General features: G+C 74.2%; 5 protein-coding genes. 1 reads left to right on the top strand and 4 read right to left on the bottom strand.

The genetic code is table 11. From position 1 onward, the window contains the following. Window positions 1–29: 29 nt before the first annotated feature. From ABZ857_RS04840 to ABZ857_RS04855, 4 genes are read right to left on the bottom strand one after another with little or no spacing between them, the layout of a single operon-like run. Entirely contained in the window at window positions 30–2,063 is a 2,034-nt protein-coding gene (locus tag ABZ857_RS04840; protein WP_357037578.1) for a bifunctional Gfo/Idh/MocA family oxidoreductase/class I SAM-dependent methyltransferase, read from the bottom strand. Next, entirely contained in the window at window positions 2,060–3,235 is a 1,176-nt protein-coding gene (locus ABZ857_RS04845) for a saccharopine dehydrogenase NADP-binding domain-containing protein (protein ID WP_357037580.1), read from the bottom strand. The genes ABZ857_RS04840 and ABZ857_RS04845 overlap by 4 nt, the downstream gene beginning before the upstream one ends. Then, the gene (locus ABZ857_RS04850; RefSeq protein WP_357037583.1) at window positions 3,232–8,730 is read right to left on the bottom strand and encodes an amino acid adenylation domain-containing protein; all 5,499 of its coding nucleotides are present in this window, start codon (window positions 8,728–8,730) and stop codon (window positions 3,232–3,234) included. The genes ABZ857_RS04845 and ABZ857_RS04850 overlap by 4 nt, the downstream gene beginning before the upstream one ends. After that, window positions 8,727–15,455: an amino acid adenylation domain-containing protein gene (locus tag ABZ857_RS04855; RefSeq protein WP_357037586.1), complete on the bottom strand. Its 6,729-nt coding sequence runs from the start codon at window positions 15,453–15,455 to the stop codon at window positions 8,727–8,729. The genes ABZ857_RS04850 and ABZ857_RS04855 overlap by 4 nt, the downstream gene beginning before the upstream one ends. Window positions 15,456–15,631: 176 nt before the next feature. Between ABZ857_RS04855 and ABZ857_RS04860 the strand changes: the two genes are divergently transcribed. Beyond that, window positions 15,632–17,275, top strand: a complete 1,644-nt coding sequence (locus ABZ857_RS04860; protein ID WP_357037589.1) for a (2,3-dihydroxybenzoyl)adenylate synthase — start codon at window positions 15,632–15,634, stop codon at window positions 17,273–17,275. The last annotated feature ends 14 nt before the right edge of the window (window positions 17,276–17,289 follow it).

Raw genomic sequence — 17,289 nt, forward strand, 5'->3', positions numbered from 1 at the left:
GTCCTTTGTGTCCTAGACAGGCGGGAGGGTCATCGGGGGGTCGTGGCCGGCGCGCGGGTGAGCACCGCGAGCGGCGGCGCACCGGGCCGGGTGGACAGGGGTCGCGCGTGGAGCCCGGACTCGGCGGCGACCTGACCCAGCCCGAAGGGGATCCAGTGGTAGGAGTCGTGCACCTCGCGCAGGGGCCGTTCGTCGTGGTCCCGGTGGTCGTGGTCCCGGTGGTCGTGGTCCCGGTGGTCGTGGTCCCGGTGGTCGTGGTCCCGGTGGTCGTGGTCCCGGTGGTCGTGGTGGCGGTACACCCGCCAGGTGCTGTGCAGCCGCATCCTCGTGGCGCCGGCGTCGTCGGGTGCGCCCGAGAACCACCATTCGTAGCGGTGGTGTCCGGCCCTGGCGGTGGCCAGCCGGGTCTCGGGGAGGACCAGGGGGTGGTCCACTCCCATGAGTTCGACGACCACGACTCCGGAGGGGGACAGCCGGGGCAGGATCCGCTCCCAGAGCCGTCGGCGCTGATCGGCGTCCAGGTGGCCGAGCACGCCGCACAGCAGGACGGCGCCGATCCGGTCGGGGAGCTCCAGCTCGGGGGCCGCGTCCGCGCTGATCGTCACCCGGGAGCGCAGGTACGGGTCGCTGAAGACGCGGCTGGTGAGCACGGCTCTCATGGCGACGGCCGGCTCGCAGGCGAGGATCTCCACGCCGGGCAGGGCCCGGGCGACGGCCTCGGTGACCAGGCCGGTGCCGGCGCCGATGTCGACGACCGGCCCGTCCGACGGGTCCACGCCGGACAGCGCGTCCGCGACGGCCGCCGCGCTCGCGGTGGCGGTGTGCTCGGCGGCCACGAGGTCGAAGAACTCGGCGGACGGCGTGTAGGGGGCCGGCGTGTCGCCGTCCGCCGGCCGCGTCGATCCTGACGAGGCGGGTGCCCGGCCGCTCGGATCGCCGTCCGCCGGCCGCGTCGATCCTGACGAGGCGGGTGCCCGGCCGCTCGGCGGGGTATCGGGGAACAGCTCCCCGGCGGGAAGGGGGCGGGGCGCGGGCGGGCGGACGACGTCGGGCGGCCCGAGCCGCGCGGCCAGGTCCGACCAGATGCGGCACACCGCGAGGTCGTACTGCGCGGCGCCCAGCGCGTCCCGCCCTTCGGCCACCGCGTCCCTGAATCCGTCGAGGGCGCGGCCGATGGCCTGCGGCCACAGCTGCGCGAACACGTCGCGGAACGTCCCGGTATGCCCGATCACCGAGGTCGTGGTGAGGTCGAGGTGCCCGGCGTCGGGTGCGTCGAGCACGAACCGGTGGTCGGCGTCCCGTGCGACATGCAACCGGGGGCTCCACAGCAGGGGTCCGTGGGTGTCGGCGAGTGTGAGCACTCCTCCTTCGGTGCCGATGGAGACCCGATGCCAGTGCAGGGCGTGGTTGTCCCGGTCCGCCGGATCCATCTGGTGGTGCACGCGCAGCGTCACAGGCACGCCGCCGAGCGTGCCCTGCACGGTGCGGAACGGCTGCGGGCCGAGCCGGTCGGGTACGACCGGCGGGTCGGCGAACCCCCACGGCCGCAGCGAGCCGAGCGCCCGGCCGAGGATGTCCGTCATCGGCTGCATCAGGTGGACGGGGGTGGCGGCGTCCACGAACAGGGGCCGCTGCCTGCCGGCGAGCCTGCGGGCGGCCTCGGTGAACGCGCGCACCGGTTCCACGTGCGGGTAGTGCGTGTTGACGCGGTACTGCACCCCGTACCGGCGGGCGAGCTTCAGGCACGCCGTCATCTCGGCGAGATGGACGGGATGCTCCTGCAGGACGTGGATGCCGCGCCCGATCAGGGACATCGCCATCTCGGTGCCGGCTCCGCCCGAGATCGACGAGCCGACCACCACGCACGCGACGTCCACGTCGTCCGGCAGCTCGTCGACATGGGTGTAGTGCGGCACCCCGAGACGGCGTGCGTGGTCGCGGGAGGCGGCCGATCCGCGGCTGACGATCCCGGCGAGGACGTAGCCGGGATGGCGCAGGACGGCCTCGGCGTAGAAGCGGCCGAAGTTGGTGCCGCACACGACCGCTCGCAGGGCCCGGCTCACAGCACGCCCTCCTCGGCCAGGGCGCCGGCGCGTTCCCCCTGGAAGGCACCGGAGGACAGCTCGAACCGCTCGGCGACGCCGCCGCGGAGCCGGGCGACGACGGCCTCGGGGTCGAGCACGTCGGAGGCGAAGTGCACACCGGGTGGCACGATTCCGCGCGCCACCGCGTCCACCGCCAGCGCCCCCACGGCCGCCGTGAGCCGGTAACTGCTCCCGGTGCGCACGGTCAGGCGGCGCTGCGCCGGTCCGCCCGCCTCGGTCCCGGTCATGCGGAAGTCGAGCACGTAGAAGGGCGTGCGCCCGGCGAGGTCGAGATCGGCCGCGAGGATGAGCCGGTCGGCCAGCTCGTCGAGCCCCGCGCCCGCGGCCAGGCGGGCGGGCAGCAGGTTGAGCACGGCGTGGACCTGGGGGCCCGGGTGGACGTTGAACCAGTCGACCCGGGCCAGCCCGAGACGCGTGGCGAGGCGCTCGGTCTCGCCGCTGAGATACGGCTGTACGGCCACGCGGCCGGGAAAACCGCCGAGCACGGTGTCCTCGACGGCCCGCAGGGCCCGCGAGACCCGCCGGCCCCCGCGGATGGCCGCCAGCGCCTCACCGTAGGCGGCGCCGTGCGCGCCTCCGGCGGTGAGGGAGAGCATCAGGTCCACGGCCACGGTCGGGGAGCAGGGCTCCAGCCCGCCGCAGTAGGCGACCAGCCCGGACACGCTGTCGAAGCCCTGCCGGGCGAGCCATCGGGGCAGGATGGCCGACAATCCGGGCAGCGCCCCCGCGGACAGGACCACGGTCCTTCCGTCCCCGGCGGGGTCGCCCGCGGCGAGGAGGTCCTCCGCCGCGGGGTCGTCCCCGGCGACGTCGACGCAGTGCGCTCCGGCGGCCAGCGCCGCGGAGGCCACCGTGGCCCTCAGCCGGTAGGTCGGGCCCGCGCAGTTGAGCAGGACGTCGCATCCTTCGGCGAAGGCGGCCAGGCTCCGGGGGTCGTCCAGATCCGTCCGCACGATGTCGCACACGATGTCGCCGGCGGGGCCGTCGTGGTCGTTCACCTCCCGCAGCGCGTCCACGCGGCGGCCGCCGAGACGCAGCGTGGTGTGGCCGAGGTCCCGGAGCTCGCGCACGGCGGCCCGGCCCACCGCCCCGGAGGCGCCCAGCACCCCTACGACACGCTGCCCCGTCATCGGAGCACCGCCCCGCCGGTCAGCTCGCCGAGGATCTTCAGGATCGCGGGGGCGTGTTCGACCGACAGGCAGCTGAAGTGGTCGCCGCCGATGTCGACGATCTCCAGGTCGCCGAGCGTCAGCTCTTCCCAGTACTCGGTGACGGCGGCCTTGCTGCCGGGGAAGGGATAGGCCCCGTCGTGCCGGAGGAAGGTGATGTCGCCCGCGTACGGCTCGGCGTTGTAGCGGGTGATGGCGAAGACGCTCTGGCGGAAGGCGGAGAACAGCCGGGTCATGTGGTCCGGCTCGTAGTTCCCGGCGGACGCGGGCACCGCTTCGCACATCCGGGCGATGCGGGTGGCGCGCGGCACCTCGGCGAGAGCGCGGAACCGCTCGGCGACGTCGGAGAGCTCACCGGTGAGGGATGCGAGCCCGCCGTCGGGCAGGACACCGGGGCTGTCGGCGAGCACGGCGTCCGCGGCGGCGGCCACCCGGTACTGGTCGCCGGGGAAACCGAGGTCGGCCGGGTCGATGCCCATCATGACGGCGAACGCGTACTCCGACAGCAGCTCGTCGTCGAGGCGGAACCGGGGGCTGTGGCTGCTGATCACCGTCAGGGTCTCCACCTGCGCGCCCGACTCGGCCAGGTTGCGGGCGACCTCGGTCGCGATCAGGCCGCCGAGGCAGTAGCCGACGACGTGGAAGCGGCTGCCGCCGGACGCCTTGAGCGCGCGGGCGTAGCCGGCGGCGAGCCGCTCGATGAGCCCTTCGGGCGAGGCGGCCAGGTAGCCGTCGAGCTCGGGCACCTCCACACCCACGACGTTCGCGACGCCCGGGGAGCGGCGCCTGATCTCGGTGATCAGCGCCCGGTACGGCATGATCGTCCCGGTGCCCGCGTGGACCAGGACCGTGGTGGGTTCGTCGGCCGAGCGGGCGCCGTGCAGGTGGATGACGGGGTCGCGCGGTCCCTCGGACCCGGCGGCGGGGGATTCGCCGGTCAGGCCGCGCAGGAACGCGGCGAGCCCGGCCACCGTGGGCTGTCGCAGCATGTGGCGGAGCACGAGCTCCCACTCCAGATCGGCTGCCCGGGGGATCCGCTCCCGCAGCCGGCCGACCATGCGGGCGACGAGCAGGGAGTCGCCGCCCAGTGCGAAGAAGTCGTCGGTGCGGCCGACGTGCTCCGCCACGAGCAGCTCCGCCCACAGCTCGGCGAGCCTGCTCTCCAGCTCGTCCATCGGCCGGTCGCCGGCGGGCGGAGCGGCCTGAGTGGTGTCGCGGGGCAGCCAGGAGCGCAGCAGGGCCCGGTCGGTCTTGCCGTTGGCGGTGCGGGGAAGCGCGTCGACGATCTGCCACACCGAGGGGACCATGTACTCGGGCAACCGGGTCGACGCGCCGCGGGCGAGTTCTCCGGCGGTCGTGTGGACGCGGTCGGTCTTCATCCGGGCCAGGAACAGCTCCTGGCCCGTCGCGGCCAGCGGGTCGCCCGGCTCCGGGAGCGAGACGACGTCCGCGGCGCCGTGGCGGGCCAGCACATCCCTCCACTGCGAGGCGGTGAGGAAGGACTGGCCGGTGTGCTCGCGGAGGTCCATCCAGGTGCGCCCGGCGACCTCCAGGAACTCCATGGACACCAGCAGCGGCGCGTGGTCGTCCTTGGTGTTCTCGACGAACACCAGATGCCCTCCGGGCACCAGCAGCTCACGCAGCCGCGACATCGCCGTCTCGGCGTCGGATGCCGCGTGCAGGGTGTTGGCGCACACCACGACGTCGAAGGAGTTCGGCGCGAATCCCTGTTCGCGGATGTCCTCGTCGACGTCGAAGCGTTCGTAGCGCACCCAGGGGTGGTCGGCGAACCGTTCCCGGGCCTCGCCGAGGAAGAACGCCGAGGAGTCGGTGAACAGGTAGTCGACGCCGAACTCCGCGAGGGCGGGCACGAGCTCGCCGGTCGTGCCGCCGACGCCGCCGCCCACCTCCAGGACGCGCAGCCGCTCCTCCCCCGCGTGGCCTGCGGCGATCTCCCGGACGGCGGCCACGACGGCCCGGTTGAGGTGCCTGATGGCCAGGTTGTCGCGGTAGGCCGCGTCGGCCGCGTCCGTGCCCGCGCCGGGGAACAGCAGCGTGCGGATGTCGACGTCGCCGGCCACCAGCTCGGCCAGCCGATCGGCGCAGGTCCGCATCACGTCGAGCAGCTCGGTGCTCCAGCCCACCTCGCGTTCCAGGTCGGCCGCCCGCCGCCAGGCCTCGTCCAGCTCCTCCGCCGAGGCGGCGCGTGACAGGCCGAAGGTGCCGGCGTCGAACGTCAGGCGGTCCCGGGCGGCGAGCACGCGCAGCCAGCGGCGCACGATGTGCCGGTGGCGGGGGGTGGCGCGCAGAGCCGCACACACCTCGTCGCCCGTGTGCGCGGCGCCGCCGGCGAACAGCCCGGCCCCGGTGAGCACCCGGGTCATCACCGACAGCGCCACCTCGTCGAGCGCGTCGAGGAAGGCGGCGAGTCGTTCGGCGTCGACCTCCGCGGAGGCGCGCCGTACGGCGTCGGCCGCGGCCTCGTGAACGCGGGCGGCGGCCCGGGATCCGGAGCGGCCGGGCTCGCGGCGTGCGGTCTCGACGAACGCCGCCAGGCGGCGTCCACCGGCGGCCGAGTCGTCGACGACGACCGCCCCGGCGGCGACCGCCGGGTGCGCCTGCACGGCCGCCTCCACCTCGGCCAGCTCGATCCGGTAGCCGCGGATCTTCACCTGGGCGTCCTCGCGGCCCAGGAACTCGATGGTCCCGTCCGGAAGGTAACGTCCCAGGTCGCCGGTGCGGTAGATCCGCGCGCCGTCGGCCGGGTCGGTGACGAAGCGCTCGGCCGTACGGGCGTCGTCGTTGAGGTAGCCCATGGCCACACCGGCGCCGCCGATGTACAGCTCCCCGGTGACCCAGTCGGGCCGGGGCCGCATGGCGTGGTCGAGCACCGCGAAGTACTGGTTCGTCAGGGGGGTGCCGTACGGGATGCTGGGCCTGGCGGTGTCCACCTCGCCGATCGGGTGGGCGATCGACCAGATGGAGCCTTCGGTGGCCCCTCCGAGGGAGACGACCCGCAGGCCGGGCAGGAGCGCGCGCGCCTCGTCGGGCAGGGTCACCGGGATCCAGTCTCCCGACAGCATGGCCAGGCGCAGCGTCCGGCCGTCGCCCGGGGGCTCGGAGCGCAGCCAGTCGCAGAGCATCTGCATCTGGCCGGGGACCGAGTTCCATACCGTGACGCCCCGGTCGCGAATGAGCTCCGCCCAGTGGGACGGGTCGCCGCGGCGTGCCGCGCCGGGCAGCACGAGGACGCCCCCGGCCGACAGCGGGCCGAAGATGTCGTAGACCGACAGGTCGAAGCCGAGACCGGCGATGCCGAGCACGCGGTCTGCGGCGGTGACGCCGTAGCGGCGGTTGATGTCCTCCACGGTGTTCAGCGCGGCCCGGTGACTGATCATCACCCCCTTCGGCGTGCCCGTGGAGCCGGAGGTGTAGATGACGTAGGCGAGGTCGTCGGGTGCCACGCGGCGTACGGGCGCCGTGTCGGACAGGGCGCCTTCCGGCAGCCCGTCCACGACGACGGCCGACAGGCCGTCGGGCAGGTCGCCGAGCTCGGCCAGCCACGACTGGGTGAGCACGATCCGCACGGCGGCGTCGGCGAGGATGGTGTCGCGGCGGGCCGCGGGCTGCGCGGTGTCGACGGGCAGGTAGGCGCCGCCCGCCAGCAGGGTGCCGAGCACGGCGACGATCTGTTCCCAGCCCTTGTCCATCCACACGGCCACCGGTTCGGCGGGGCGCAGGCCCGCCGCGGCCAGCTGGTCCGCGACCACCGCCGCCCGCCCGAGGAGCTGGCCGTAGGTCAGCGTGCGGTCCGGCGTCTCCACCGCGGTCGCGCCGGGGGCGGCCACCGCCCGGGCGAGGAAGGCCTCGTGGAGCAGCGCGTCCGGCAGCGGACCGCCGGTGGCGTTCACCTCGGCCCGCCGGGCGACCTGGGCCGGGGGCAGCTCGACGCGGGCCGGGGCGTGCCACGCGGCGGCCGCCTCGCCGCCTTCGGCGGCCAGGAGCTCCACCAGGGCGGCGTAGCTCCCGAACATGTCGTCCGCGAGACCGGCGGGCAGGACGCCGTCGCGGACGTCCCAGGACAGGACGAGGGCGTCGCCCCGCTCCATGACCTGGCAGTCCAGCCACACCTGGGGGGTCTGGGTGACCGCGTAGGAGACCTCCGGCGGCTTCCCGGCCGGTTCGGCCGCCCCGAGGGCACTGGTGAACACGACCGGCATCAGCACCGGCGCACCGGCCCGGCGGGACAGCTCGGCCAGCACCTCGGACCCGGTGAACAGGGTGTGCTCCAGGTCTTCGAGCAGGCGGGCGCCGACGGCCCGCACCCGCTCGGCGAAGGCGACGGGCTCGGTCAGGTCCACTTCGAGCAGTTCGAGCGTGGTGAAGTCGCCGACGAGCCGGTCGATGTCCTCGTGCAGCGGCGGGCGGTCGACCGTCGGCACGTTGAGGGTGAACCGGGTGCCTCGCGACCACCGGCCGACGACTTCGGCGTACGCGGTGAGGAGCACCGCCGGCAGGGTCAGGCCGTGCTCGGCGGCGCGCCGGATCAGGCGTTCCCGGGCGGCCGCGGGCAGCTGCCGTTCCAGGCGGCGGAACCGGACAGTGCCGTCCGCAGGCCGGTCGGCGGCCCAGGGCTCGGCGAGCGGCAGTTCCGGAGCGGCCGGGAGAGACTCCAGCCGTCCGGTCCAGTACTCCCGGTCCCGGGCGTACGCGGGGGTGTCGGCGAGGGCCCGCCGGGCGAGCACCACGTCGCGGAAGGTCACGGCGAGCGGCGCCGGCTCGCCGGCGCTCCCCTCGTACAGGGCGTGGAACTCGGCGAGGAGGATCCGCACACTGGCGTGGTCGACGGCGAGCATGTCGAACGACAGGTGCAGGACCGCCCCGTCGGGCCCGCGCGTGACGTGGACGTCGAACAGCGGCCACCGGTCGGCCGGGCTCCGGCGCGTCGACATCCTGGCACGGGTCTGCCTGCGGGCCGCCTCGGCCTGCACGGCGCCGGCCGTGTGCGTGGTGGTGACGACCAGGTCGGGCACCTCGGGCAGGACCCGCTGGTAGCCGTCGGTGTGGACGACCGCGCGCAGCATGTCGTGTCGTGCGATGAGGCTCCGCCAGACCGCGGCGACCCGCTCCTCGTCGAGTTCGGGGTAATCCAGCTCGACGTAGGCGTGGCAGGCGACGCCGCCGTACGCGTAGGCGTCGGCCCGGCCGATCAGGTAGGCGGCCTGGACGCCGGTCAGGGGGAAGGGGTCGTGGCGCGCCGCCTCGTCGTGGCGAAGCGTGGCGGCTTCCTCCGTCTCGGCCAGGTGGCGGAGGATCGCGTCCTTGTGCGAGCGCAGCTCCGCGCGCCGTTCCTCCGTCAGGTAACCCTTCGGCGCACGGAACCGCAGTCGGCCGTCCTGCGCCCACAGGTCGACGCCGTCACGTGCGTACCGGGCCAGCAGCTCGGTGATGGTCACAGCTCCCCGCTTTCGGTCTCGGCCGCGCCGGCGGCCACGGTCTTGGTGATCTCGGCGCCCAGGGCGGCGATGGTCGGTGCCGCGAGGAACCTGCGGATCGGGACGCCGGCTCCGAACCGCCGTTCCACCGCGGCGAGAAGGCGGATCGCGGACAGGCTGTCCCCGCCGATGGTGAAGAAGTTGGCGTTCCGGTCGCGTGCCGCGCCGGGCAGCCGGGCCTCCCACAGCTCGGCCAGAACGGTTTCGACCTCTCCTTGGGGTGGTTCGGCACCGGTGGACCGCGTCTCCTGCACGGCCAGGGCGGTCAGGGCGTTGCGGTCGACCTTGCCGTTGGCCGTCAGCGGCAGGGCGGACAGCGTCAGCACCTGGGAAGGGACGGCGTAGGCGGGCAGGTGCTCGCCGAACCAGGCGTGCAGCCGGTCGGCGAGGGCGGCTGAGCCGTGCCGGTCCTGAGCACCGTCCGCGTCGTCGCGGACGACGGCGAAGGCGACCATCCTCCGGGCGGTGCGCTCCCCCACGGCCACCACGGCGGCACGCGAGACGTCCGGGTGGGCTTCGGCGACCGCCTCGACCTCGCCGGCCTCGATCCGATGCCCGGCGATCTTCAGCTGGGTGTCCATCCGGCCGAGGAACTCGATGAGCCCGTCCGGGCGATAACGGCCGAGGTCTCCCGTGCGATACCAGCGCTCCCCGTCCCGCACGACGAACTTCTCCGCCGTTCGCCGTGGGTCGCCCTGATATCCGTCGGCGAGCCCGGCGCCGCCGATCCAGAGTTCCCCTGCCGTCCAGTCGGGGCAGTCGCGGCCGCCCCCGTCGACGACCCGGTAACGCTGCCCTGTCAGCGGGCGCCCGTACGGGATGGACGCCCAGCTCGGGTCCACCTCCTCCACGGTGAAGGTGTTGGACCAGATGGACGCCTCGGTCGCGCCTCCCATCGCGACGAACCGGCACCGGGGTGCCCGCTCGCGCAGCCTCCCCGGCAGGTCGAGGCCGATCCAGTCGCCGGAGATCAGCGCGACCCGCAGGCCGAGCAGCGCCTCGGTGGGGGCGTGCTCCTCGGCCTCCAGGAGGAGGTCGAGGAGCGCCGGCACCGTGTTCCATACCGTTACGCCATGCCGGCGCGCGAGGTCGGGCCACTTCGCGGGTTCGCGCCGCAGGTCGTCGCCGGGGATCAGCAGGGAGCCGCCCGCCGACAGCAGGCCGAACACGTCGTAGACCGACAGGTCGAAGTCGAGCGCGGACAGCGCGAACACCCGGTCGGCGGGGCCGACGGCGTGGCGCGCGTTGACGTCGAAGACGGTGTTCCAGGCGGCGGCGTGCGTGATCCGCACTCCCTTGGGCTCGCCGGTCGAGCCGGACGTGAAGATCACGTAGGCGATCGCGCCGACCGGCGGTCGCACGGGCCCGTCCAGGGGACGATGCTCCAGTGCCTCCCCCAGGGAGAGCACCCGGTGCCCGGCGGTCCGCGACGCGGCTTCCCCGGCCGAGGCCGGCCCGATCGTGAGGCGGATCCCCGCGGCGGCCCGCATCCTGTCGCGCCGCTCCGCGGGCTGGTCGAGGCCGATCGGGACGTAGGCCGCTCCGGCCGCGAGGACGCCCAGCACCGCCATGACCTGGCCGGGCCCCTTGGGGAGGGCGACGGCGACGAGGTCGCCGTCGCGCACGCCGTGCGAGCGGAGGGCGGCGGCGACGCGCAGCGCGCCGTCCGCGAGCGCGCCGTACGACGTCGTGGCGCCGTCGGCGGTGACCAGGGCGACCCGTGTCGGCTTCGCGGTCGCGTGCGCGAAGAAGGCCTCGTGGAGCAGCCGCGGCGGGATGGGCCGGCCCTGCCCTTCCAGAGCCGCCGCGGCGCGCCGTTCCCGCTGGGACGCGGGGAGCAGGTCGGGAAGGGCCGCCGCCCAGTCGCCGTCGGCCAGATGGTGGAGCAGCCGCGTGTGGGCGGCGAACATGGCGTCCAGCACGCCCTCGCTGAACAGCTCCTCGACGGCGTCCCACGTGACGACCAGCTCGCCGCACTCCTCGGTGACCTGGTTGTCCAGGCAGACCTGGGGCGACTGGGAGATTCCCCACACCTTCGCCGGGAAGCCCTTGGCGGGGTCGGCGAGTGCCGCGTCGCCGACGCCGAGCGCGCTGGTGAACACCACCGGCGCGGCGGCGTCCACGGTGCCCGCGCGGCGGGCGAACTCCCGCAGCAGCCACGCGATCGGCACGTCCTGGTGGTCCAGGTCCTCGGCCTGCCGCCGCTGGAGGGCGGAGGCCGCCGCCGGCCAGCCGCCCTCGTCCCGGTGGTAGGCGGCCAGCGACAGGGACGTGAAGTCGCCGAGCACGCGGTGGACGTGCGGATGCACGTCGCGGCGGTTGAACAGCGTGAGGGTGACGGTGACCGCCTCGGAGCCGCTCCAGGTCGCGAGGACCTCCCCGTACGCCGCGAGCAGGACGGTGGAGGGGGTCAGGCCATGCCGCGCCGCCCGATCCCTGATGCGCCGCCAGCGCGCCGCGTCGAGACGCAGCTGCCTGCGGGTGAACCGGGGCGGTCCCATCGCCGTGCCTCCCATCGCCGTCCCGGGGCCGCCGTGCGCCGGATCCCGGCTGAACGGCAGCGCGGGAGCGGGCGGCAGCTCCTCCAGTCGTCTCTCCCAGTGGGATCGGGCCCGCTCCACGGACGCGGGATCGACCGGGAGCTGGGTGAGGTAGTCGCGGAACGACAGGTCGACGGGGGGCAGCTCGGCGCCGGGATCGGCGTAGAGCGCGTTGAGCTCGGCGTAGAGGTTCGTGATGGACAGTGCGTCCAGCACGAGGTAGTCGAGGCCGACGGCGACGCGCGTGCGGACCTCCCCCTCGGGGCCGGGGTATCGGACGGCGGCGACGTCGAACAGCGGCCATCGCGCCGGATCGCGCACTTGATGGGACATGCGCTCGCGCAGCGCGGCGAGGGCGCGGGCGGCTCCGGACGCGTCCGCTTCCTCGCACTCGATCACGAACGGAGGCACGGTCTCCAGCACGGTCTGCATGCCGTCCTCGATGACGGCGCGCAGCATGTCGTGGCGTGCGACGAGGGTTCGCCAGGCCCGGCCGAGCCGATCCAGATCGACGTCCGCGCCGTCGAACTCGCTGTAGTGCCAGGTCCCCACACCACCGAGGGCGAACCCGGGGTCACGTCCCGTGTGATAGGCGGCCTGCACGTCGGTGAGCGGGAACGGATCATGGGCGTGACGGGGATCGGGCGTGATGACCGCCCGCGCGGCGTCGTCGGGCTCGTGCCCGTCCCGCAGGTGCGCGCAGAACTCGCGGAGAACCGGGTTGGCGAACAGCGTGGCCACGCGGGCCCCCGCGAAACCGGCGACGCGCAGGCGGCCGATCATGCGGGTGGCGACCAGCGAGTCGCCGCCGAGGGCGAAGAAGCTGTCGCCGCGCCCCACCTGCGGGACGTCCAGGAGCTCGCGCCACACCTCGGCGACCGCGGCCTCCACCGGTCCGGCCGGCTCCTCCGAGGGTGCGGGGTGTTCCCGGGCGGCGGCGTCCAGGGCCCGCTGCGCGGCCGCGCGATCGAGCTTGCCGTTGCCGGTGAGCGGCATCGTGTCCAGCACCAGGATGCGATCGGGCAGCATGTGGGCGGGCAGCCGTTCCGCCGCCCGGTCTCGCAGCGCGCCGGGGTCCAGCGTGACACCGTGCACCGGCGACACCGCGACGGCGAGACGGCGGGCGGGCGTTTCCACCACGGCGGCCACCGCGTGCAGCACGCCGGGGTGTCCCTCGATCGCCGACTCGACCTCGCCGAGCTCGATGCGGTGCCCGCCGATCTTCACCTGGTGGTCCGCGCGGCCGAGGAACTCCAGCACGCCGTCGGGCCGGTAACGGGCCAGGTCGCCCGTGCGGTACCAGCGTTCGCCGTCGTGCTCGACGAACCGGTCCGCGGTGCGCTCCGGATCGCCCCGGTAGCCGGTGGCGACGCCGGGACCGCCGAACCACAGCTCCCCCGGCACGTGGTCGGGACAGTCCCGGCCGCGTCCGTCCACGACGCGGGCCCGCATGTTGCGCAACGGCACGCCGTACGGGATGGACCGCCACGAGGGGTCGACCCGCGTGACTTCGAAGACCGTCGAGTGCACGGCCGCCTCGGTCACCCCCCCGAGCGCCACGAACCGGCAGCCGGGGACGAGCGCCCGCAGGCGGGCCGGCTGGTCGAGCCCGACCCAGTCGCCGCCGAGCAGGACCAGGCGCGGCGTGTCGCCCAGCCCGGAGCCGGCGGCGGCCGTCATCAGCAGGTCCAGGAGCGCGGGCACGCACTGGATGACGGTGACGCCGTGCTCACGGACAAGGTGCGCCCAGTGATGGGCGTCGCGCCGGTGTTCCTGGCCGACGGCGACCACCCGCCCGCCGGCCGACAGCGGGGCGAAGATGTCGTACGTCGCCAGGTCGAAGTCGAGGGCCGAGATCGCGAGCGTGCTGTCGCCGGGACCGACGCCGAACTGGGCGCCCATCGCCTCGATGGTGTTGACGATGGCACGGTGCGGGACCAGCACCCCCTTGGGCGTGCCGGTCGACCCCGAGGTGAACAGCAGGTAGGCGGGGCTGTCCGGTCCGGGATGCGCGACGGCCGCGGGCGCCTCGGCCTCCGCGTCGGCCAGCCGGACGGCGGTGAGCCCGGGCACATCCGCCGACAGGTGCGCGTGGGCGTCGTCGGTGATGACGACGGACGCGCCGGCCACCTCGTGGATGCGGGCGCGGCGGACGGCCGGCTGCTCGACGCCGACGGGTGCGTAGGCGGCGCCCGCGGCAAGGACGCCGAGGACGGCGGTGACCTGGTCGGCCCCCTTGGGAAGGGTGACCGTCACGATGTCGCCCTCCCGCACACCGTGGCGGCGCAACAGGGCGGCCAGCTTGCGCGCCGAGGAGGCCAGCTCGCCGTAGGTCACCGCGGATCCGTCCTCCCGTACGACGGCGGTCGCGCCCGGCTGCTCGTCGGCCAGCCGGAAGAACGGGATGTGCACGGCGTGGCCGGGCGGCGGAGCCGGGGGCAGCGCGGCGGCGGCGCGGACCGTCGGCAGGCCGGCGGCCGGCATCGGTTCGACCGGCCGCAGCCAGGCCTCGTCGGTGGTGACGAGGCCGGTGACCAGGCGGCGGTAGGCGTCGAAGGCGGCGTCCGGCACGCCGGGCGCGAGGACGCCGTCGCGGACGTCCCAGTTGAGCAGGAGGCCGCCGTCGAGCTCGGTCACCTGGGCGTCGAGGAACACCTGAGGTCCCTGGGAGATGATCCAGACAGGGCGGCCGAAGCTCGCCTGCACATCGGATGCGAAGATCTCGCCCAGGCCGATGGCGCTGGTGTAGACGACGGGCGCGAGCACCGGGCCGCCCTCGGCGCGGGCCAGGTCGCGCAGCACCTCGACGCCGCCGTACGCGCCGTGGGAGACCGCCTCGCGCAGGCCGTCCTGGAGCCGCCGGGCCTGCTCGGCGAAGGGCAGCGCGGCACGCATGTCGGCGTCGAGCAGGATGGAGCTGCTGAAGTCGCCGACGAGCCCGGCCACGTCGGGTGTGAACATCTCCCGGTCGAACAGCGGGAGGTTGAGCAGGAAGCGCTGGCTGTCGCTCCAGGCGGCGATGACCTCGGCGAACGCGGTGGCCAGCACCGCGGCCGGGGTGATGCCCCGCGCCCGCGCACGGGCGTGGAGCGCGGCCTTGGCGTCGGGGCCGAGCCAGTGGTGCAGCCGCCGCGAGTGGGTGAGCGCGGAGTCGGCGGCCGACACCGGCCGCAGCGGGTCGACGGTCGTCGGCAGCCGGGGCGCCCGCGGCAGCTCGGGAAGCCGGTCCCGCCACCATCGGGCGGCGCGCTCGCGTTCCGCGCTCCGGCTCCTGGAGCGTTCGGCGAGGTATCGGCGGTAGTCGAGGGTCAGGGCGGGCAGCGGCTCGCCGGGACGCTCGTAGAGCCGGCGCAGGTCCGCGAGCAGGACGCGCAGGCTCATGGCGTCCCCGGCCATCATGTCCAGGTCCAGTTGGAGCCGGGTGCGCCCGCCGGGCAGCAGGCACAGGGAGACCTGGAACACCTGCCCGGCGGCGATGTCGAGCCGCCGGTGGGTGTGCTGCTCGCGCAGCCGTTCCAGCGTCCGCGCCACGTCGTCCGGTGCGTGATCCCGCAGGTCGTGCACGATGAGGCCGCCCGCGGCGTCGCCGACGCGCTGACGGCCGTCGTCGTCGAACCGGGCCCGCAGCATGCCGTGGCGTTCGGTCAGGGCCCGCAGGGCGACGCCGAGCCGTTCGGGGTCGACCCCCGTGCCGTCGAGTTCGACGTAGAAGTGAGCGGCGACCCCGCCGAGGGGCTGACCGTCCTGCCGGCCGATCCAGTACGCGTGCTGCATGGTGGCCAGCGGGAACGGCGTGTTCTCGTCGTCCTCGTGGGCCGGCTCGGCAGCGAGTGGTGGAGCGGGTGACTCCCGCCGCTGCGTTTCCCGCCCCAGCAGGGCCGCCCAGGCGCTGAGCGTCGGTTCCTCGGCCAGGTCCTGGAAGGTGACGGCGCTGCCCCGGCGGCGCCAGGCGCCGACGAGCCCCATCAGAGTGAGGGAGTCGAGACCCATCTCGAAGAGGTCGCGCTCCTCGCCGATCTCGTCCGCGGGCAGTTTCAGCGCGTGGGCCACCGTGGCGCGCAGGTCGTCCAGCGCGGGCGTTCCGGTGGGTGGTGGCGAATCGGGATGGTCCGGCGCGTGCTCGATGACGGACTGCTCGTCACTCACGGATGAATACCCCTCGGGTCGTGCTCTGGGTTTCGCGCGGTTCTCGCCGATGCGGCCATCCGAGGCGGACATCCAGCGCGATGGTATGAAAATGGTTATCATTTCCATCAGCCCCGATCTTAGACACAGAACCCGGGCACGCGCTACCGCCGATCGGAACCCGAGAAGGGATCACCATGACGACGACCCACCCGGCCTGGCCCGACGCCTTCGCGGAGCGCTATCGCGCCGCGGGCCACTGGAGCGGCCGGACATTCGGCGACCTGCTGCGCACGTGGGGCGCGGAGCGCCCGACGAGGACCGCCCTCGTGGACGGTGACCGCCGCTGGACCTATGCCGGCCTGGATGCCGACGTGGACCGGCTGACGCGGGGACTGCGACGGCTCGGGCTGCGCCGGGGCGATCGGGTGGTCGTCCAGCTTCCCAACCGCGCGGAGTTCGTCCTGCTCTGGTTCGCCCTCCAGCGGCTCGGCGCGGTGCCGGTGCACGCCATGCCCGGGCATCGCCGCACCGAGATCGGCCATCTGGTGCACGTCTCCGGCGCCTCGGCCTGCGTCATCCCCGACAGGCACGCCCGCTTCGACCACCGCGAGATGCTCCTGGAGCTGCTCGCCGGGCAGTCTGGCGGCGGCCCGCTCCGGCACGTGATCGTGGTCGGCGATCCCGGGCGTCACCGGCAGTTCACCGGCTTCGACGAGCTCCTGGACGAAACCCGGGACGGTCTCGCCATCTCGCCCGATCGGCCGGAAAGCGGGCCCGCCTCGGGTGACCTGGCCCTGCTCCTGCACTCCGGGGGCACCACGGGCCTGCCCAAGCTCATCCCGCGCACGCACGACGACTACGCCTACAACGCCCGTGCCGCGGCCGAGATCTGCGGTCTCGGCGACGACTCGGTCTATCTCGCGGTGCTTCCGATCGCCTTCAACTTCACCCTGGCCTGCCCGGGCGTGCTCGGCACGCTCACCGCCGGAGGCACCGTCGTGGTGTCGCCCGACCCGAGCCCGCAGACCGCCTTCGCCCTCGTCGAGCGTGAGGGCGTGACCATCACCTCGCTCACGCCACCCCTGGTCCCGCACTGGATGAACGAGGCCGCGTCCGGCGACGCCGACCTGAGCAGCCTCAAGGTGCTCCAGGTCGGTGGAGCGCGGCTCCCCGACGACGTCGCACGTGCGCTCGGTCCCGCGCTCGGCGTGACGGTCCAGCAGGTCTTCGGCATGGCCGAGGGCCTCATCAACCTCACCCGGCTGGACGACTCCGAGGACCTCCTCTGCACCACCCAGGGCCGCCCGATCTCCCCCGACGACGAGATCCTCGTGGTCGACTCCGAGGGCATGCCGGTGCCGGACGGCGTCGCCGGCGAGTTGCTCACCCGTGGCCCGTACACCCCGCGTGGTTACTACCGAGCGGATGAGCACAACCGCGTCTCCTTCACCGAGGACGGCTTCTACCGCACCGGAGACGTCGTACGACGGCTCCCCTCGGGGCATCTCGTCGTCGTCGGCCGGGTCAAGGACCAGATCAACCGCGGCGGCGAGAAGATCGCGGCGGCCGAAGTGGAAGAGCATCTGCTCGCGCACCCGGCGGTCACGGCCGCGGCCCTGGTGGGCGCTCCGGACGAGCGGTGGGGTGAGCGGTCCGTGGCGTTCCTGGTCTGCGCGGGAGATGTTCCCGGTTCGCGTGAGCTCGCCGCCTTCCTCAAGGAGCGGGGGCTGGCGAGCTACAAGAGTCCCGACCAGGTGGTGGAGGTCGCGGCCATGCCGCTGACTCCCGTCGGCAAGGTCGACAAGACGGCCCTCGCCGAGATGCTCCGTCCGGTGTGAGGTACGCCCAGGGG

The organism is Microbispora sp. NPDC046933 (assembly GCF_040644635.1).
GTDB lineage: Bacteria > Actinomycetota > Actinomycetes > Streptosporangiales > Streptosporangiaceae > Microbispora.

What these genes read in the sequence shown, in the direction of transcription:
- ABZ857_RS04860 (WP_357037589.1), top strand. Translation starts at nt 15,632, where the DNA reads ATGACGACGACCCACCCGGCCTGGCCCGACGCCTTCGCGGAGCGCTAT.
- ABZ857_RS04845 (WP_357037580.1), bottom strand. Translation starts at nt 3,235, where the DNA reads ATGACGGGGCAGCGTGTCGTAGGGGTGCTGGGCGCCTCCGGGGCGGTG.